The 20,432-nt window shown below is 70.7% G+C and carries 8 protein-coding genes; all 8 read right to left on the bottom strand.

Annotation, left to right across the window (positions count from 1 at the left end; all coding sequences use genetic code 11):
* On the bottom strand, positions 1 to 4,004 hold a 4,004-nt coding region (locus ACIBCK_RS38815; protein WP_399398039.1), incomplete at its 3' end, for a beta-ketoacyl synthase N-terminal-like domain-containing protein.
* Between the two features lie 303 nt (positions 4,005 to 4,307).
* A complete protein-coding gene (locus tag ACIBCK_RS38810; RefSeq protein ID WP_399398037.1) occupies positions 4,308 to 5,411 on the bottom strand; it encodes an HAD-IIIC family phosphatase in 1,104 nt (367 codons plus the stop codon).
* Entirely contained in the window at positions 5,404 to 6,627 is a 1,224-nt protein-coding gene (locus ACIBCK_RS38805) for an acyl-CoA dehydrogenase family protein (protein ID WP_399398035.1), read from the bottom strand. The genes ACIBCK_RS38810 and ACIBCK_RS38805 overlap by 8 nt, the downstream gene beginning before the upstream one ends.
* Entirely contained in the window at positions 6,620 to 6,904 is a 285-nt protein-coding gene (locus ACIBCK_RS38800) for an acyl carrier protein (protein WP_399398033.1), read from the bottom strand. The genes ACIBCK_RS38805 and ACIBCK_RS38800 overlap by 8 nt, the downstream gene beginning before the upstream one ends.
* Positions 6,901 to 7,767 carry a 3-hydroxyacyl-CoA dehydrogenase family protein gene (locus ACIBCK_RS38795; protein ID WP_399398031.1) on the bottom strand — a complete coding sequence of 289 codons (867 nt, stop codon included), beginning with the start codon at positions 7,765 to 7,767 and terminating at the stop codon, positions 6,901 to 6,903. Before ACIBCK_RS38795 ends, ACIBCK_RS38800 begins: the two co-directional genes overlap by 4 nt.
* Positions 7,768 to 7,824: 57 nt before the next feature.
* Positions 7,825 to 10,818, bottom strand: coding sequence for a condensation domain-containing protein (locus ACIBCK_RS38790; protein ID WP_399398029.1), 2,994 nt, complete (start codon positions 10,816 to 10,818; stop codon positions 7,825 to 7,827).
* A gap of 14 nt (positions 10,819 to 10,832) precedes the next feature.
* Positions 10,833 to 11,669, bottom strand: coding sequence for a hypothetical protein (locus tag ACIBCK_RS38785; RefSeq protein ID WP_399398027.1), 837 nt, complete (start codon positions 11,667 to 11,669; stop codon positions 10,833 to 10,835).
* Between the two features lie 102 nt (positions 11,670 to 11,771).
* On the bottom strand, positions 11,772 to 20,432 hold an 8,661-nt coding region (locus ACIBCK_RS38780; protein ID WP_399398025.1), incomplete at its 5' end, for an SDR family NAD(P)-dependent oxidoreductase.

Below are 20,432 nucleotides of genomic sequence, written 5' to 3'. Positions count from 1 at the left end.
AGACCAGCACCCGCCAACGCGGACCGGATCACCCGCTGCTGGGAGGGACCATTCGGCGCCGTCAGCCCATTACTGGCACCGTCCTGATTCACCGCGCTGCCCGAGACCACCGCAAGGACCTCGTGCCCCAGTCGCCGCGCGTCCGACAACCGCTCGAGCACGACGACTCCGGCGCCTTCGGCCATGCCCATGCCGTTGGCCTGCTCCGAGTACGCCTTGCAGCGTCCGTCAGCCGCCAGGCCCCGCTGGCGGCTGAACCAGACGAGCCACGACGGGGTGGCGTGCACGGTGACGCCGCCCGCGAGGGCCAGCGAGCACTCGCCCGACCGCAGTGCCTGGGCCGCCAGGTGCAGGGCCACCAGGGACGACGAGCAGGCCGTGTCAACGGTCAGCGCCGGGCCTTCGAGACCGAGCGTGTAGGCGACCCGGCCCGAGATCACGCTGGGGGCGATGCCCGACTGGAGGTGGCCTTCGAGATCTTCGGGTGCGTTGGCGCCGTAACCGGAGGAGGCCGCCCCCACGAAGACCCCGGTCGCCGAGCCACGCAGCTGCCTCGGGTCGATGCCTGCCCGTTCGAATGCCTCCCAGGAGGTCTCCAGGAGCAGCCGCTGCTGCGGGTCCATGGCCAGGGCCTCGCGCGGGCTGACACCGAAGAACGCGGCGTCGAACTCCCCTGCCCCCGATATGAATCCGCCCTCTCGCGTGTAGCAGGTCCCTGCCCGCTCCGCGTCGGGGTCGTACAGCTCCGACAGGTCCCAGCCCCGGTCGGTGGGGAGCTCCGCGATAGCGTCCCCGCCCTCGGCCAGCAGGTCCCAGAGCTGCTCCGGGGCGCTCACCCCGCCGGGGAGGCGGCAGCTCATCGCCACGATCGCGATCGGGTCGTCGGAGGCTGCCACTCCGGCTGCCGCGGGCCGGGCCCGCCCCATCCCCGTAGCATCCGTGTCCCCCACGGCTTCCGCCCGCAGGAACTCGGACAGCACCGCGGGCGTCGGGTAGTCGAAGATCAGGCCGGAGGGCAGCCGCGAGGCGACCGCGGTACTCAGTCGGTTGCGCAGTTCGACCCCGGTCACCGAGTCGAAGCCGAGTTCCTTGAAGGTGTGCCCGGGGTCGATCGACTGGGGTGAGGCGTGTCCGAGGACCGCCGCGGAGTGCGTCTGGATCAGGTCCAGGATCATCTGGTCCTGCTCGGCCTCCGGCCGTCCCGCCAGTTGCCGCAGCACACCGGTACCGGCGTCCAGGGGAGGCAGCACGGCCGCATCTCCCTGCGGCTGCGTCAGCGTCGACAGCTCCGTCACTTCCGACGGCGCGCCGCTGGCGAAGCTGCCAGCGCTATCGAGCCAGAACCGCTCGTGCCGGAACGCGTACGTCGGCAGCTCCACCCGCTCGCCCAGCGGGAGCACGGCCGTCCAGTCCACCTCGACGCCATGGACGGACGCCTCGGCGAGCGAAGTGATCATCCGCGTCGCGCCGCCTTCGTCACGGCGCAAGGTCCCGCAGACCACCCCGGGCACGACGCCCGGCCCCGCGTCCTGCGCGACCTCCTCCAGCGTGTCGTTCATCGCGCCCAACAGCACCGGGTGCGGCGTGACCTCGATGAAGACCTGGTGCCCCATTCCGGCCAGGGTCCGCACGGCACGCTCGTAATGCACCGTGGCACGCAGGCTTCCGTACCAGTACTCGGCATCCAACTCCTCACCGGACAGAGTCTCGCCGGTCATCGCCGACACCATCGGCACCCGGCCCTTACGCGGGGCGACCTCAGCCAGTACAGAGAGAATCTCCTCTTCGAGCCGCTCCACCTGGGCGGAGTGCGAGGCGTAATCCACCGCGACCATGCGCGCCCGTACGCCGTCCGCTTCCAACTCGGCCTTCAGCTCCTCAAGCGCCTCCGGCTCGCCCGAAACTACGACCACAGCTGGCCCGTTGACCGCTGCCAGCGACAGGCGCTCGCCCCAACGCGGCAGGCGTTCTTCAACCGCCGCAGCAGACAGACTCACCGACAGCATCCCGCCCGCACCCGCAAGCACCTTCAGCGACTGCGAACGCAGCGCCACGACACGAGCGCCATCCTCCAGCGACAACATCCCCGCCACCGTTGCCGCCGCGATCTCACCCTGCGAATGACCCACCACCGCGTCGGGGCTGACACCAGCCGCCTCCCACACCGCAGCCAGCGACACCATCACCGCCCACAACACCGGCTGCACCACATCGGCGGCCACCAACTCGGGCGCACCCTCCGCACCAGCCAGGACGTTACTCAGCGACCACGGCACATGCGGCGACAACGCCCGCTCACACTCCGCCAACCGCGCCGCGAACACCGGACTGCACGAAGCCAACTCCCGACCCATGCCCACCCATTGAGAACCCTGACCCGCGAAAGCGAACACCGTCCGCACACCCGGACGGGCCACGCCCGACACCACCGAACCCGCAGGCACACCACCCGCCAGGCTCTCCAGACCCGCCACCAACCCGGCACGCTCACCGCCGACCACCACAGCACGGTGCTCGAACACCGACCGCGTCGCCGCCAACGACCAAGCCACATCCACCGGTTGCAGCTCGGGACGGGCGTTGACCCACTCATGCAGGCGTTGCGCCTGGGCCGCCAACCCCTCGGCTGACCGCCCCGACACCAACCACGCGCCGACGTCACCGGAACCCACGACCGGGGGCTCCTGCGCCGGCTCGGCGGACGCGTGGGCGTCGGCGTGGGCGTCGGCGGCGACGGGGGCTTCCTCCACGATCAGGTGGGCGTTGGTGCCGCTGATGCCGAACGCCGACACACCGGCGCGGCGCGTCCGCCCGTCGGTAGGCCACGGCACGGGCTCGGTCAGCAGCCGTACGTCACCCGACGACCAGTCCACACGCGGCGAGCGCTCCTCCGCGTGCAGCGTCCGCGGCAACCGCTCTCGCCGCAGTGCGAGCACCATCTTGATCACACCCGCCACACCGGCGGCCGCCTGCGCATGACCGATGTGCGACTTCACCGAACCCAGCCACAACGGCCGGTCATCCGGCCGCTCCTGGCCGTACGTGGCGAGGAGCGCCTGCGCCTCGATCGGGTCGCCCAACCGCGTGCCCGTGCCGTGCGCCTCCACCGCGTCCACATCAGCTGCGGTGAGGCCCGCGTTGGCCAGGGCCCGGCGGATGACGGCCTCCTGTGCCCGGCCGTTGGGGGCGGTCAGGCCGTCGCTCGTGCCGTCGGAGTTGATCGCGGAGCCGCGCAGTACGGCGAGGACGCTGTGGCCGTTGCGCACGGCGTCGGACAGGCGCTCCAGGACGATCAGTCCGACGCCTTCCGACCATACGGTTCCGTCGGCCGAGGCCGAGAAGGGCTTGCACACGCCGCTGGGCGAGAGCGCCCGCAGCCCGCTGAAGGCGACGAAGTTCCCCGGCGTCGCCATCACGGAGACGCCGCCCGCGAGGGCCAGTGAGCATTCGCCCTGGCGCAGGGCCTGTGCGGCGAGGTGGATGGCGACGAGGGAGCTCGATGCGGAGGTGTCGACCGTGATCGAGGGGCCGTGCAGTCCGAGGAGGTAGGAGATACGGCCGGACATGACGCTGGTCGTCGTGCCGGTGAGCAAGTAGCCCTTTACGCTTTCGGGCGCCTCCCACAGCCTGGGGCCGTACTCCCTCGGCTCGGCGCCCACGAACACGCCGGTGCTTGTGCCCCGGATCGCGGCCGGGGTGATGGCGGCGCGCTCCAGGGCCTCCCACGAGGCTTCGAGCAGCAGACGCTGCTGGGGTTCCATCGAGAGGGCTTCGCGCGGCGGGATGCCGAAAAAGCCCGCGTCAAAACCGGCGACGTCCTCTATGAATCCGCCACGGGTGAGATATGTCCTGCCTGGGCGCTCCGGGTCCTCGCTGTACAGCGATTCGCGGTTCCAATTCCGGTCCTCGGGAAAGTCCGAGAGGGCGTCCCGCTGGTCGTCGAGGAGATTCCACAGGTCTTCGGGTGAACGGACTCCGCCCGGGTACCGGCAGCTCATGCCCACGATCGCCAGTGGCTCGGCACCGGCTGTCGTGAATTCCGTCAGAGCTTCCCCGTGAGTCTCGTTCACAATTCCCTCGGCATTCCAGAGGTTGAGTGCGATACCTGGTCGAAAGTCTTCCGCCAAGGAAATATCGACTGATCAAAAGAGCGCGCTGGCACCGCCGGTGGCCACGATATGGTCTTGTCCACCCGGCAGGCCATGTGTTCAACCGTGGAGGGCGCGTCGGTTGAGCGACGCGCCACATCGGTCCCACATCCCCGGTCGTCTTGCGGAGTTGAGTGAGTGGAGTAATTCGCGCCCCTGTCAGGGCGCGACGACGCCCGTCTCGTCCGCCGCACCCGCCAGTTCGGGCGAGCTGAGCCGCATCGTCGTCGGGGCGTCGCGCGGGTCTGCGAGCAGGTGCAGACGCTGGACGCCCTCCGCCGCGGGTTCGCCGAGGACCGTCAGGCAGGCGCAGGAGTCGTTGGTGAAGCCCGCGAAGCGGTAGGCGATGTCCATCATGCGGTTGCGGTCGGTCGCCCGGAAGTCGGCGACGAGGTGCGCGCCTGCCCGCGCCGCCTGATCGATGAGCCAGTTGAGGATGACCGCACCGGCTCCGAAGGACACCACGCGGCAGGAGGTCGCGAGGAGCTTCAGGTGCCAGAGGTCGGGGTGGCGCTCCAGGAGGAGCACGCCCACCGCGCCATGCGGCCCGAACCGGTCGGTGAGGGTGACGGTGAGGACCTCGTGGTCCGGGTCGGCGAGCAGGGCGCGCAGATCGGCGTCGGAGTAGTGGACTCCGGTCGCGTTCATCTGGCTGGTGCGCAGGGTCAGTTCCTCGACGCGGGAGAGGTCCTCGTCGTCGGCCCGCTTGATCTCCATGACGAGATCGAGGGTGCGCAGGAAGTCCTCGTCAGGGCCGTCGTAGGTCTCCTTCTCGGTGTCCCGGCGGAAGCTGGCCTGGTACATCTCGCGGCGGCGCCGGGCGTCGACGGTGACGACCTCGGGGCTGAACTCGGGCAGTCCGGCGAGGGAGGTCGCCTGGTCGGCCGCGTAGCAGCGGATGTCGGGCGCGTGGAAGTTCACCTCGGCGCGCTCGGTGGGCAGGTCGTCGATGAAGGCGACGGCGGTCTGCGCGAAGTTGAGCCGCTCGGCTATCTCCTCGATCGCCTGGGACTTGCGCCCCCAGCTGATCCGGGGATGCACGAAGTACTCGGCCATGCCCAGCTTTTCGAGGTGTTGCCAGGCGAGGTCGTGGTCGTTCTTGCTGGCGACCGAGTGCAGGATTCCCCTGCCGTCGAGCTCGATGATGGCTTCGCGTATGCCGGGGAACAGATCCACGTTCGGATCTTCCAGGAGCGTGCCGTCCCAGACGGTGTTGTCCAGGTCCCAGACCAGGCACTTCACGAGGGTTGGCTTGTCAGCCACGGGGTCCTCCTCCTACCGGCTTCGCCATCGTCATGTGTCGCGTATCAGGTGTCGCGTCATGTGTCGCATCAGGTGTCGCGCTATGGGTCACGCCGTGTGTCGGGTGTTCGTCGGAAATCGACAGGGCGTGGTCCGCCAGGATCAGCTGGCAGATCTCGTTGCTGCCTTCGATGAGCTCCATGAGCTTCGCGTCCCGGAACGCGCGGGCCGCCAGGTGTCCGTCCTCGGCTCCCGCAGAGCCGAGCAACTGGACTGCGGTGGCCGCACTTTGGGCGGCGTGCCCCGCGCTGACGTGCTTGGCGAGTACCGCCATCGGGCCCATGTCGGGTGCGGCCGAGTCCCAGCACCGGCTCGCGTGTTCGCAGGCCCGCAGGGAGACCTGCTCGGCGATGAGCATCTCGGCCAGGTGCCTGCGGACGAGCTGGTGTTCGGCGAGCGCCACTCCGCCCTGCTCCCGCCGCTTGGCGTGGCCGCTCGCGGCGTTCAGGCAGGCGCGGAGGATGCCGACGCAGCCCCAGGCGATCGACATGCGCCCGTAGGAGAGCGCCGTGGTGAACAGCATCGACAGGGGTTGTCCGCCGCCGCCGAGCACGAGCTCGGCGGGGATGCGGACGTGGTCGAGGCGGATGTTCGCGTGTCCGGCGGCGCGGCAGCCCATCGGGTGGGGTACGAGGTCGATGTGCACGCCGGGCGTGTCCACGGGGACCACGGCCGCGGCGGCGCCGTCGCCGTTGCGGCCCACGATCAGGACGAAGTCCGCGTAGCGGGTGCCGGTGACCCACTTCTTCTCGCCGTTGAGGACGAAGCCGTCCCCGTCGGGCTCGATCCGGGTCCGCATGGCCGCCAGGTCGCTGCCCGCGCCCGGTTCGCTGAAGCCGACCGCCGTGAGCTTTCCACCGGTCAACTCGGCGAGCAGTTCGCGTCGTTGGGTCCGGTCGCCGAACCGCTGGACGGTCCAGGCCACGATGCCCTGTGAGGTCATGATGGACCGCAGGGAGCTGCACAGGCCGCCCACGTACGCGGTGAGCTCGCCGTTGGCCTGGCTGCTCAGGCCGAGCCCGCCGTAGGTCTCCGGGACCTGCGCGCAGAGCGCGCCGCGGGAGCCGAGTGTGCGCAGCAGGTCGGTGGGCAGTTCGCCCGCGATGTCCCAGGCGCCCGCCCGGTCGCCGACGAGCTCGCCGATGAGGGCGAACTCGTCGGCCGGCTGCTCAGGCATTCCCGGCCGTCTCCGCCGTGTCCCTGAGCCGCAGCACCAGGCCGGACATCGTCTGGACGGTGCGGAAGTTGTCGAGCTTCAGGTCTCCGCCGACGATGGCGATGTCGTACGCCTCTTCGAGGTGGACGACGAGCTGCATCGCGAACATGGAGGAGACGACGCCGGACGCGAAGAGGTCCTGGTCGACTTCGACAGTTGTCTTGATGCGCTCGATCAGGAAGTCGAGGATTTCCTTCTCGAGGCCCTCGGCGGTGAAGGGTTCCTGTTGGACGCTCATGACGCGACCTTTCCGTAGTCGTAGAAGCCTCGTCCGGTCTTCCGGCCGAGGTGCCCGTCCCGCACCTTCTCGAGCAGGAGGTCACAGGGGCGGCAGCTTTCGTCGCCTCGGCGCTCGTAGAGCACATTGAGCGAGTCAACGAGGTTTTCCAGGCCGATGAGGTCGCCGGTGCGCAGCGGTCCTGTCGAGTGCCCGAGGCAGCCCTCGAGCAGGCCGTCGACGACCTCCACGGAGGCGACGCCCTCCTGGACGAGCATGGCCGCGGTGTTGATCAGCGGGTGAAGGAGCCGGTTGATCACGAACCCGGCCGAGTCCTCGATGACGAGGGCCTCGCGGCCGAGGGTGGTGAGCAGCTCGGTGACGTCCTCCAGGATGGCGGGGTCGGTGCGCGGGCCGCGGATGACCTCGACCATCTTGATCATGTACGAGGGGTTCATGAAGTGCACGCCCACGAGGTCCTCGGGGCGTGCGACCCAGGAGGCCATCTCGTCGATCGGGATGCAGGAGGTGTTGGAGATCAGGGAGGTGCCGGGGTCGACGGTCCTGGAGATCGCGGGAAGGACCTTCTCCTTGACCTCGGCGACCTCGGTGACGGCCTCGATGACGGTGGTGGCGCCCGCGATGTCGTCCAGGGACACGCTGGTGGTCAGCGTGCCCTGCGGGCGGTCCGCGGGCAGCACGCCCATGAGCTGGGCGTGCCGCGTCTTCTGTTTGATGGTCAGCCGCGCCTTCTCCAGGACGCTGTCGTCGACGTCCACCAGGACGACGGGGATGCCGTGGCCCATGGCGAGTGTCGAGATGTTCGTGCCCATCACACCGGCGCCGACTACGGCGAGGCGGTGCTCCTCAAAAGCAGTGCTCATAGATTCTTCCCTGCTGTTTCGTGAGCCGTTTCCTGACGGGTTCGTGAGCGGCGCTTGTCACGCGCGCACCCTCGCGGCGAGAGCCTCGGGGGTCGGATGCTCGAACACCTCGGTGAGTTCGAGGAACGTGCCGGTGAGTTCTTCGATGTTCTGTGCCAGTACGGCGGCGAGCAGCGAGTGGCCGCCCGCTTCGAAGAAGTTCGTCCGGGCCGTCGCCTCTCTGCCCAGGAGCTGCCGCCACATCTCGACCAGTTGGCCGACGAGTGCGTCGTCCGCCGCCGGGTCCTGGTCGTCGCTCCTCAGGTCGAGTGCCTTCTCCGCGAGCGGCGCGAGGGCGTCCCGGTCGATACGGCCGTCGGGGCGCCTGGGCAGCGCGTCCATGTGGACGACCTGCCAAGGGGTGGCGGCGGTTTCGATGGTGGTCTCGGCGAAGGCGACGACGGTGGGCTGTTCGTCGTCCGTCGGCGTCACGGCCAGGGCCGCCGCCGCGGTCACCCCGGGGTGGTCGAGCAGGTCTGTCTCGACGTCGCCGAGGTTGACGGGGCCGTCACGGAGGGCGATCCGGCGGTCGATGCGGCCGAGCCACTCGATGGCTCCGTCGGTCCTTCGGCGGGCCAGCTGCCCGGTGGGGTAGTGGCGACCGTACCGTTCGCGGATCGGGAACGCGGGGTCGTCGCGGCCTGTCAGGGCGAGCCCGGTCCCGGCGAGGCAGAGCTCCCCACGCAGGCCCACGGGCAGTTCACGCCCGTCGGGGGCGGCAACGAAGGCCCGGGTGTTGGTGATCGGCCGTCCCTGGTTCACGGTGCCGTCGGCGTCGGCCCGGCCCGACAGGGCGCCGCCGGTGGTCTCCAAGGTGCCGTACGCGCAGTGCAGTCGGCAGCCGGACGCGAGGAGCCGCCGGGCGGTCGCGCGGGACATCCCCTCGCCCTGGACGAGGACGGTAAGCCCGTGCGGCCGGTCCGCGACGTCCTCCAGGATGCGGCCCGAAGTGCCCGGCGGGAGGGTGACGACGGTCGTGTCGTGGCGGTCGGCCGTCGCACGGAGGGCGGGTCCGCCGGTCCGGGCTTCCTCGGGTGCGATCACGACCCGGCCGCCCGCGCTCAGCGCGAGGCAGAGGTCGAAGTACGAGCCGAACGTGGCGGGCGCGGCGAGCGTCAGCACTCCGGTGCCGGGCTCCACGGCGAGTTCGGTGGCGAAGTGGCCGACCGTGTCGGCGAGGCCCGCGTGGCTCAGGACGGTGGCGACCGGCTGCCCGTCGTCCCCGCAGGTGTGGAACAGGCAGGCGGGTGCCGTCGGTTCGCCGGTGTGGTCCGGCGTGCCGGTGCCGGGCGCCGGGGCAGTGTCCAGGGGCAGCACGCGCGGCGGTTCCGTGTCGGCGGGCAGCTGCGGTTCCACATCGGCGAGCAGCCGTACGCCGGCCCCGGTGAGGACGGCTTTCGCCCGGGAGTACGTGAGTTGCCGTGCGAGCCAGGAAGGGGCGTGCCCGGCGTCGAGCGGCAGGCAGACGGCGCCCGCCCGCCAGACGCCGAGGGCGGCAGCGGCCGCTTCGCGCTGGGACACGGCGACGGCGACCACGTCGCCTAGACCGACACCGGCGCCGGTCAGCAGTGCGCCGATCGCGGCCGCGTCCTCGTCCACCTGCCGGTAGGTGACGGTGTGTTCGCCGTCGACCACGGCCGGGGCGTCCGGTGTGCTCGCCGCCCAGGACCTGAACGCGGCCTGCACCGTGGGGAGTTCGATGGGGGCCGCCGTGTTGTTGGCCCGGTCGACGGCCTCGCGGTCGGGGCCGCTCCACCCCGCTGTCTCGCCGAGCGGCCGGTCCGGGTCGTGGGCGGCCTCGATCAGGAGCGCTTCGAACCGGCGCAGCATCGCCTCGACGTCGGCGCGGGCCAGGGTCTCGGTGGAGTACCGGAAAAGGACCTCTGCCTTTGATGACGTACCGACGAGTTCGAGGTCGAACTTGCTGTAGGGGTTCTCGACCGTCAGCAACCGGGCCGTCATGCCGTCGATCGAAAGCTCGTCCACGGTCGCGTCGGGCAGGAAGTTGAACAGGTGCCGGTAGAGCGCGGACTGCCAGGTCGAGCCGATCTCGGGTATTTCCCCCGCCAGTTCGTCCACGGAGGTGCCCGCGTGCGCCATCGCGCCGAGGAACGCGTCCCTGGCCTGGCGGGCGAGCGCACGGAAGCCGTCGGCCAGGTCCACGCGGACCCGGATCGGGACCACGTTGACGTGGTATCCGATGGCGGATGAGTTGGCCCCGCGGACATCGACCGGGGAGCCGACGACGAGGTCGGGGCCCGCGCCGTGAGAGGCGAGGAGAGCGGTGTAGGCGGCCAGCATCACCGCGCCGACGGGTGCCCTGGCCGCGCGCTGCAGTTGCACGACGGCGTGCTGCGCCTCGGGCGAGAGCGTGTGGCGCGCGTTCTCCCCCGTCATCATCGGCTGGCGTCCGCGCGGCCCGCAGCACCAGAGGTCGAGGCCGTCCGGCGTGACGCCCCGCAGCGTCTCGCGCCAGTACGTGACGTCGGCGGGCCGCCGCTCGGGTTCGGCGAAGGCAGGGACCTCCGTCGTGGCCTGCGGCGGCACGGGCCCACCGGCCGCGATCGCGTCGTAGACCGGGATGAACGCCTGGAGGAAGAGAGCCGCGGACACCATGTCGAACGCCAGGTGGTGCACGCCGAGGCAGAGGATGTCGCCGTCGGGTCCGGTGGCGAACCCGACTCTGACCAGGGGGCGGCCGTCGAGCTTGAAGGGGCGGTCGACGAACGCGGTCAGGTCCTTCTCCAGCGTGTCGCCGGTGAGGTCGAGCGGCTCGATCTCCGCCGCGAACTCAGCCGCGGGGACGACCTTCTTGACTAGTTCCGCACCGGTCGCGTGGAAGACCGTGCGCAGCGTCTCGTACCGGCCGAGCACGATGGCCAGGGCGGCGCGCAGCACGTCGGGCCGCAGTCGGCCGCCCACGTGGAGAGCGAGGCCCAGGTTGTTGATCCCGGTGTCCGGGACCAGCTCATCCATCAGCCAGAGGGCCTTTTCCTTGTTCGTGGTGTTCATGGTGTTCATGGCGCTCAGAACTCGACGTGGTCGATGAGCGTGCGGACAGTGGCGTCGTCACGCAGCAGGTCGGCATGGCTGGTGTCGAGCGATATTCTCCGTCCGAGCATTTTGGTGGCGTTCACCGCCGTCGCCGCTCCGTCCTTCTCCAAGGCGGCGTAATCCGCCGATGTAATGGCGAGAGCGCGCTTCCAGGTCCTGCTCGGGTCCAATTCAACGGCTGCGGAAAGCCAGGACATATACGACTCGAAAAGCTGGACGACCTCGTCCCTCCGGGCATCGGAGAGACCGATGCGCCGGAAAGCGGTGGACGCCATGTCCCGATACAGCTCGACTATCTCGATGGCGGCGTCCACGAGTCTGATCGACGGGGTCCCGACGATCTCCGCGGCGCTTTTACGGGACTGTTCCGCTTCCTCCTCGGAGAAGACGGGTCCGGCAAGGGCGATCATCTTGTTGATTTCCGCGGCGAGCAGCTGGATGTCGGTGACCTGCCCGTCGAAGAGGATGACCGCGGGTTCGGGGCCCTGCCGCTCGGCGATGCGCTCCGCGATCTCCGCGGCGTAGACACCGCCGAGGCAGTAGCCGAGCACGGCCACCACCTCGTACTTCTCCCAGTCCTCGCCCCGCATCCAGTGTTCGGTGTAGAAGTCACCTGCGGGGCGCTCGGAGACACGCACGACGGGCAGCGTGGTCTGCATGAACCCGTGTCCGGACCAGGCGGGCCCCATCTTGGCCACCAGGTCCGCGAACCCCGCCTCGCGGCGCCCGGCCGCAGGAAAATCGACACCGAGAATAAGAGAGTTCGACGTGGGAACGGAGACGACGCTCCACGATTCTTCGTTCGGCACTTGTTCACCCATCATCGGAGTCGGACGGTCGCTTTCCCTGCGCCGCGGCCTGAGATGCTGAATCGGACCTACCAGTCATGAAGGCGGAATTACGTCCTGCCCTCAGGCATCCCCGGCAGCGTCCTCCGCTTCCTGAAGCTCGCCGGTAAGCCCGCTCGGCACGCTCGACTCGCTCAGCTCACTCAGGAGGAAGCCTGCGATCGCCTCCGGGAAATAGAGGTCGTAAACGAAACCCTCGGGCAGTTTAAGGCCAGTCTGCTCGATAATTCTTTCCCGCAGTTGAACGGCGGACATGGACGTCATGCCCATCTCGAAGACGTCGCCGACGGGTGAGACCGAGTCGACGGACGGGTAGTCGAGCGTCCCGGCGATCTCCTGGCGGACCAGTTCGAGCATCAACTCCTGCTGCTCGGGCTCGGAGAGACCGGCCAGTTGCCGTATCCACCCCGCGGTCCCGGCCGTCGAGTCGGCGTCGCCGTCGGTTCCGCCCTCCACGCCGCCGTCGCCCGGCAGGCCGCCGAGCCGCGCGAGGTCGCGGTCCTCCTGTCGCCACGTGGTGAGCCGCGCGAGGACCGTGCCCAGCGGCATGTCATCGCGCAACGGCTCGGTCATGCCGAGGACACCGGCCAGAGCGGCCATGTCCCCGCCCTCGAGCGCGGCCCAGAACTGTTGCTCGCCCGGGGATGCCGCGCCTGCCACGATCGGCTCAGGCTCCGGGGTCCTTGGCGGTGCCGCCGGCCAGTACCGCTGCCGCTGGAACGCGTAGGTGGGCAGGTCGACTTGGTGCCCGCCGCGAAGGACCGCGGTCCAGTCGACCGCGGTTCCATTGACGTGGACGGCGGCGAGGCCCGCCACGAACGACCGCAGTCCGGCCTCCCCGTGACGCAGCGTCGCGGTGATCGTGACTCCGGCGCTCTTGTGCAGGTCCTCGTCGTCCAGGGCCCGCCTGATTCCGACGGTGAGCACCGGGTCGGGACTGATCTCGACGCACGCGCCGAACCCGCCTTCGATCAGGGCCTTGGCAAGCTCCGGCAGCGGCGCGGTGTCCCGCGGGGGGCGACACCAGTAGTCGGCGTCCATGTCCGAGCCATCGGCCCAGGCCAGGTCGCGGCCGGAGAACACCGGCACCGTCCCCTGCTGCGGACGGATCGCGGCCAGTTCCTCCGGGCAGCCCGGCTCCGTCCGGGTGGTCAGCGCCGCGGCCTTCGCCGCGTCGGCGAGCGAGAGCATCCCGGCCACCTGCGCCGCCGCGATCTCACCCACGGCGTGCCCGGCGACCGCGGCGGGGTGCACGCCCGCCACGCGCCACAGCTCGGTGAGCGACACCATCACCGCCCACAGGACGGGCTGGCGGACGCCGGGCGAGTCGAGTGCCGGGCCGTCGGGGCCCTCGCGCACCACCTCGGTCAACTTCCAGTCCACGTACGGCGCCAGAGCCTGTTCGCACTCGGCCATCCGGGCCGCGAAGACAGGCGCCTGGTCGAGCAGCCCGGCGGCGGAGCCGAGCCATCCGGAGTCGCTGCCCGGGTAGACGAACACCGCCTTCTGGTCGGCCGCCGCGGTCCCTGCAAGTACGTCCTTGGTCTGCACACCCGCGGCGACCAGGGCGAGCCCGGCGAGCAGGCGGTCACGGTCCTCGCCGAGCACCACCGCCCGCTGGCTGAAGGCCGTACGCGTCGTGGCCAGCGAGAAGCCGACGTCCACGGGATCCACGTCCGGGCGGTCGACGAGGAGGTCCCGCAACCGTCCGGCCTGGCCCTTGAGTGCTTCCGTGGTCCGCGCGGACAGCACCCACGGCAGCACCGACGGCGGGGCCGACGGCTCCGCGGCTGGGGCGTTCGCGGCCGGTTCGGGGGCCTCTTCCAGGATGACGTGTGCGTTGGTGCCGCTGATTCCGAACGAGGACACTCCCGCGAGGCGCGGTCGGTCGCCTGCCGACCACGGCACCGGCTCGGTGAGGAGCCGCACGTCGCCGTCCGCCCAGTTCACGTGCGGCGATGGCTCGTCCACGTGCAACGTCGTCGGCAACTGACCGTGCTGCAGGGCGAGGACCATCTTGATCACGCCTGCGATACCGGCCGCCGCCTGGGTGTGCCCGATGTTGGACTTCACCGAGCCGAGCCACACCGGCCGGTCGTCGGGACGGTCCTGGCCGTACGTCGCGAGGAGCGCCTGCGCCTCGATCGGGTCGCCGAGCGTCGTACCCGTACCGTGCGCCTCGACGGCGTCGACCTGATCGGCGCGGACTCCGGCGTTCGCCAACGCGGCCCGGATCACCCGCTGTTGCGACGGGCCGTTCGGCGCCGTCATGCCGTTCGAGGCACCGTCCTGGTTGATCGCGCTGCCGCGCAGCACCGCGAGGACCTTGTGTCCCTTGCGCCGCGCGTCGGAAAGGCGCTCCACAACGAGCACGCCGGCGCCCTCGGCGAAGCCGGTGCCGTCCGCGGCGGCGGCGAACGCCTTGCACCGTCCGTCCGGCGCGAGACCGCGCTGCCGGGAGAACTCGATGAACGTCCCGGGAGTGGCCATGATCGTCACGCCGCCCGCCAGCGCCATCGAGCACTCACCCGACCGCAGTGCCTGCGCGGCGAGGTGCAGCGCCACGAGCGCCGACGAGCATGCCGTGTCGACCGTCATCGCAGGCCCCTCCAGGCCGTACGTGTACGCGAGGCGGCCGGACAGGATGCTGGTCGCGACCCCGGTCATCAGGTGCCCCTCGACCTCGGAACCGCCCTGCGCGAGCACGCTCATCTCGTACCCGGATGCGTAGCCGCCCACGAACGCGCCGGTCTGGCTGCCGCGCAGCGATGTGAGGTCGATCCCCGCCCGCTCGACGGCCTCCCAGGTGAGCTCGAGGAGCAGCCTCTGCTGCGGGTCCATGGCCATGGCCTCGCGGGGGCTGATCCCGAAGAACCCGGCATCGAACCCGGCGGCCTCCGCGACGAACCCGCCCGCCTGCGTGTACGAGGTCCCCGTGTGAGCGGCGTCCGCGTCGTACAGGGCCTCCAGGTCCCAGCCGCGGTCGTCCGGGAACCCGGAGATCGCGTCCTGCCCGTCGGCGAGCATCCGCCAGAGGTCCTCGGGTCCTGTCACACCGCCGGGGAACCGGCAGCTCATCCCCACGATCGCGATGGGCTCGTCATGGGCTGCGGCCCCGACCGGGGCCGGAACGCCCACGCCCGCGCCGACGCCCGGCTCACCGCCGAGCAGGCCGCGAAGGTGCACGGTCAGCGCGGTCGGGTTGGGGTAGTCGAACACGAGGGTGGCGGGCAGCCGCAGACCCGTGGCCGTGCCGACCCGGTTGCGCAGCTGGACGGCGGTGAGCGAGTTGAAGCCCAGGTCGGTGAAGGCCCGGCCCGGCTCGACGTCGTCGGCCGACGCATGGCCGAGGACCGCGGCGACGTGTGCGCGCACCAGGTTCAGGAGCATCTGGTGGCCGTCGTCGGCGGACAGCGCCGCGAGTTGCTGTCGCAGCGAGTCCGCGCCCGCACCGCCGGAGGCGGCCGACCGGCGGACCGGTCCGCCGGCCAGCGCCCGCCACAGCGGCGGGACCTCCTCGTTGCGGGCGGTCTGCGCCCGCAGTCCCGCCAGGTCCAGGCGGGCCGGGACCAGCACCGCCTCGTCCCGGGCGAGCGCCAGGTCAAGGAGGGCCAGACCCTCGGCCGCGCTCAGGGCGGTGGCGCCGCTCCGGCTCATCCTGGCCCGGTCGGCGTCGGAGAGCTGCCCGGTCAGGGCACTTTCCTCGGCCCAGAGGCCCCAGGCGAGTGACGTTCCGGGGAGCCCGGCGGCGCGCCGGTCGGCCGCCAGCGCGTCGAGAAACGCGTTGGCCGCCACATAGTTGCCCTGGCCCGGTACGCCGAACGTCGCCGCCGCCGACGAGAACAGGACGAAGTGCTCCAGGTCCAGGTCAAGGTCAGACTCCAGGCCCCCGTCCCGCGTGAGCTCGTGCAGATGCCATGCGGCGTCGGCCTTGGGCCGCATCACCTTCGCCACCCGCTCCGGGGTCAGCGAGGTGATCGTGCCGTCGTCGAGGACGCCTGCGGCATGGATGACGGTCCTGAGCGGACGCCCGGCCGGGATCCTCTTGATCAGCGTGGCAAGGGCGTTCCGGTCCGCCGCGTCACAGGCGACCACGTCGACCGCGGCGCCACGACCGGCCAACTCCGCGGCCAGCGCGGCCACTTCGGCAGCCGCCGGACCCGTACGACTGGTCAGCACCACTCCGTCGGCCCGCCCGGTGACCACCAGGTGCCGGGCCACGAGCCCGCCGAGCGTTCCCGTGCCACCGGTCACCAGAGCCGAGCGCGCGCCCTGAGGACGTGCGGGCCGTTCAACTGCTATCAGCGCACGGGATGGACGGATCAGCCGCCGCCCGTACGCGACCCCGCCCCGGATGGCCAGCTCCGGTTCGCCGCTGTCCACCACGGACGGCAGTACATGAGCTGCCTCGGCCGCGCCTGTGGCGGGCAGGTCTACGAGGACGAGTCGGCCGGGGTTCTCCGACTGCGCCGAACGCAGCAGACCCCAGACCGAAGCCGCCGCCAAGTCCATGACGCCTTCACCGACAGAGGCGGCCACGCCACCACGGCTCACCACCATCAACTGGGCGGATTCCAGTCGATCTTCGCCCAGCCACTCCTGGACCAGGGTCAGAGCCGCACCGGTCGCCCGCCGGGCGGAGGCCGCCACATCGATGCCCTCGCCGCTCACGCAGGCCAGCACGGCCTTCGGGGCAGCCTCGCCTGCCTCGACGGCAGCGGCCACCTCCGCGAGGTCAGCGAAGGAACGCACCGACACCCCGCACCTGCGGAGAGCATCGGCCACCTCGAAGCTATCGGCGCCCACGAGCGCCCACTCCCCCGCCGGTACGGCTGCTTCAGGGACCGGACTCCACTCCACAGTGAACAGCGAGTCGGACACCCCGACCTCGGCGGGCCGGAGCTGGTCCGCCGCCACCGGCCGCGTGATCAGCGATGCGACCGACACCACCGGAGCACCCGTGGCGTCCGCAGCCGTCACATTCAGACTGCCCTGACTGTCACGCCGCAGCCGCGCCCGCAACACCGACGCGCCACCGGCATGCAACTCCACGCCGGTCCACGCGAAGGGCAACCGCACCTGGCCCGCTCCACCCTCATCGACCTCGCCGACAAGGCCGCTGGCATGCAGCACCGCGTCGAGCAGTGCCGGGTGCAGCCCAAACGCACCGGCGTCCTGAGCCACTTCCTCGGGCAGCGCCACCTCGGCGAAGACGTCCTCGCCACGGCGCCACACCGCACGCAGCCCCTGGAACGCCGGACCATAGCCGTACGCCCCTGCCAGCTCGTCGTACATCCCGCTGATGTCCACAGCAGTGGCATCACGCGGCGGCCAGACGACGAGATCGTCCTCCGTCCGAGCGGAGGCACCGGCCGGACTGACCGTTCCGCTGGCGTGCTGGACCCATGCTTCCTGGGTGCCGTCGGGACGGGAGAACACCTCCACCGTCCGACGCCCCTCGGCATCGGCATCAGCCACCACCACCTGCACTTGTACGCCACCATCGGCGGGCACCACCAGCGGCGCCTGCAACGTCAGTTCCTCCAGCGCGCCACAACCCACCTGATCCCCGGCACGCACCACCATCTCCACGAAACCGGTACCAGGGAGCAGCATCACGCCGCCCACCATGTGATCGGCCAGCCACGGATGCGTACGCACCGAAAGACGCCCCGTGCAAAGAAGACCCGCACCACCGGCCAGCTCCACCACCGCGCCCAGAAGCGGGTGATCCACCGCACCCAGACCCAGCGACACCGCGTCCTGGCCGGTCGCCGGGCCGGACGCACGCGGCCAAAACCTCTCATGCTGGAAGGCGTACGTCGGCAACTCCACCCGCTCCGCAGACGGCAACACCTTCGCCCAGGCCACCGCCACACCCTGCACGAACGCCTCCGCGAACGAGGCGATCAGACGGTCGGCGCCACCGTCGTCACGCCGCAGCGTCCCGCACACCGCGGCGGGCACCGCGCCGGGACCCGCCTCCTGCGCGACCTCGTCGAGCGTGTCGTTCATCGCGCCCAACAGCACCGGATGCGGCGTGACCTCGATGAAGACCTGGTGACCCATTCCGGCCAGGGTCCGCACCGCCCGGTCGTAGTGCACCGTGGCACGCAGGCTCCCGTACCAGTACGCGGCATCCAACTCCTCACCGGAGAGCGTCTCGCCCGTCATCGCCGACACCATCGGCACCCGGCCCTTACGCGGGGCGACCTCAGCCAGTACAGAGAGAATCTCCTGCTCAAGGCGCTCCACCTGGGCGGAGTGCGAGGCGTAATCCACCGCGACCATGCGCGCCCGTACGCCGTCCGCTTCCAACTCGGCCTTGAGCTCCTCAAGCGCCTCCGGCTCGCCCGAAACCACGACCACCGCGGGCCCGTTGACCGCCGCCAGCGACAGGCGCTCGCCCCAACGCACGATGCGCTCTTCGACCGCCGCAGCAGACTGGCTCACCGAGAGCATCCCGCCCGCACCCGCAAGCACCTTCAGTGATTGCGAACGCAGCGCCACGACACGAGCGCCGTCCTCCAGCGACAACATCCCCGCCACCGTCGCCGCCGCGATCTCACCCTGCGAATGACCCACCACCGCGTCGGGGCTGACACCAGCCGCCTCCCACACCGCAGCCAGCGACACCATCACCGCCCACAACACCGGCTGCACCACATCCGCCGCCACCATCTCGGGCGCACCCTCAGCGCCCGACAACACATCACTCAGCGACCACTCCACGAACGGCGACAACGCCCGCTCACACTCAGCAAGACGCTCCGCGAACACCGGACTGCACGAGGCCAACTCCCGACCCATGCCCACCCACTGAGAACCCTGACCCGCGAAAGCGAACACCGCCCGCACACCCGGCCTGGCCACGCCCGACACCACCGAACCCGCAGGCACACCACCCGCCAGGCTCTCCAGACCCGCCACCAACCCGGCACGCTCACCGCCGACCACCACAGCACGGTGCTCGAACACCGACCGCGTCGCCGCAAGGGACCACGCCACGTCCACCGGCGCCAACTCCGGCCGCACGCCCACCCATTCACGCAGACGGTCCGCCTGAGCCGTCAGACCCTCCGCCGACCGGCCCGACACCAACCACGCGCCGACCCCACCGAGCTCCACCACAGCGGATCCACCGGCAGCATCACCGTCGGGTTCAGTAGCCGTGTCAGCCGACTCGGCGGCTGTGGCGGGCTGCGGGGCAGGGGCTTCCTCAAGGAGCAGGTGGACATTGGTGCCGCTGATTCCGAACGACGACACACCGGCACGGCGCACCCGGTCCCCGGACCGCCACGGCACCGGTTCGCCAAGGAGCCGGACCTCGCCTTCCGTCCAGTCCACGTGCGGCGAGGGCTCGTCGACGTGCAGGGTGCGCGGCAGCACCTCGTGCCGCATCGCGAGGACCATCTTGATCACACCCGCGACACCGGCCGCCGCCTGCGTGTGACCGATGTTCGACTTCACCGAACCCAGCCACAACGGCCGCCCGTCCGAACGCTCCTGTCCATACGTGGCAAGCAGCGCCTGCGCCTCGATCGGGTCGCCCAACCGCGTGCCCGTGCCGTGCGCCTCCACCACGTCCACATCGGCTGCCGTCAGGCGGGCGTTGGCCAGGGCTGCCCGAATGACCCGCTGCTGCGACGGGCCGTTGGGGGCGGTCAGGCCGTTCGACGCGCCGTCCTGGTTGATCGCGCTGCCGCGTACCACCGCAAGCACCTCGTGGCCGTTGCGCAGCGCGTCCGACAGGCGCTCCACGACCACCATGCCCGCGCCCTCGGCGAAGCCCATGCCGTCCGCGTCCGCCGAGAACGCCTTGCAGTGTCCGTCCTCGGCCAGGCCGCGCTGCTGGCTGAAGCCCACGATCCCGTCAGGGGTCGCGATGACCGTGGCACCTCCGGCCAGCGCCATGGAGCACTCACCGGAGCGCAGCGCCTGGGCGGCCAGGTGCAGCGCCACCAGGGACGAGGAGCACGCGGTGTCGACCGTCACCGCCGGGCCCTCGAGGCCCAGGGCGTACGACACCCGGCCCGACATCACACTCGTGGCGAAGCCTGTCGTCAGGTGTCCTTCGACGCCTTCGCCTCCCGTGCCCGCGCCGCCGAAGCCGTAGGCCGATGCGAACCCGCCGACGAAGACACCGGTCTGGCTGCCGCGCAGCGATGCGGGGTCGATTCCGGTCCGCTCGACGGCCTCCCACGACACCTCGAGCAACTGCCGTTGCTGCGGGTCCATGGCGAGGGCCTCGCGCGGGCTGATCCCGAAGAACGCCGCGTCGAAGCCGTCGGCGTCCGCCATGAATCCGCCGGACCGTGTGTACGCGGTTCCGACGTGATCCGGGTCGGGGTCGTAGAGTCCCTCCGCGTCCCAGCCCCGGTCCTGGGGGAAGTCGGAGATCCCGTCCGCCCCGGTGGAGATCAAGTGCCAGAACTGATCGGGGTCGTTCACATCGCCGGGGAACCGGCAGGCCATCCCGACGATCGCGATGGGCTCGTCGGACGCCGTCGCCGTCGCCGCCGTGCGGACAGGCGGCAGGTCCACGAGGTGCTCGCTGTCGCCCATGAGGCGGGCACGGAGGTGCCCGGCGAGCGCGACGGGGTTGGGGTAGTCGAAGACGAGGGTCGCAGGCAGGCGCAGGCCGGTCCCGGTGTTGAGCCGGTTGCGCAGTTCGACCGCGGTGAGCGAGTCGAAGCCCAGGTCGGTGAAGGCCCGGGTGGGTTC

The organism is Streptomyces sp. NPDC051218 (assembly GCF_044455475.1).
Taxonomy (GTDB): Bacteria; Actinomycetota; Actinomycetes; order Streptomycetales; family Streptomycetaceae; genus Streptomyces.
This window is presented reverse-complemented; position numbering and strand designations above follow the sequence as displayed.

What these genes read in the sequence shown, in the direction of transcription:
- ACIBCK_RS38790 (WP_399398029.1), bottom strand. Translation starts at nt 10,818, where the DNA reads ATGAACACCACGAACAAGGAAAAGGCCCTCTGGCTGATGGATGAGCTG.
- ACIBCK_RS38795 (WP_399398031.1), bottom strand. Translation starts at nt 7,767, where the DNA reads ATGAGCACTGCTTTTGAGGAGCACCGCCTCGCCGTAGTCGGCGCCGGT.
- ACIBCK_RS38805 (WP_399398035.1), bottom strand. Translation starts at nt 6,627, where the DNA reads ATGCCTGAGCAGCCGGCCGACGAGTTCGCCCTCATCGGCGAGCTCGTC.
- ACIBCK_RS38800 (WP_399398033.1), bottom strand. Translation starts at nt 6,904, where the DNA reads ATGAGCGTCCAACAGGAACCCTTCACCGCCGAGGGCCTCGAGAAGGAA.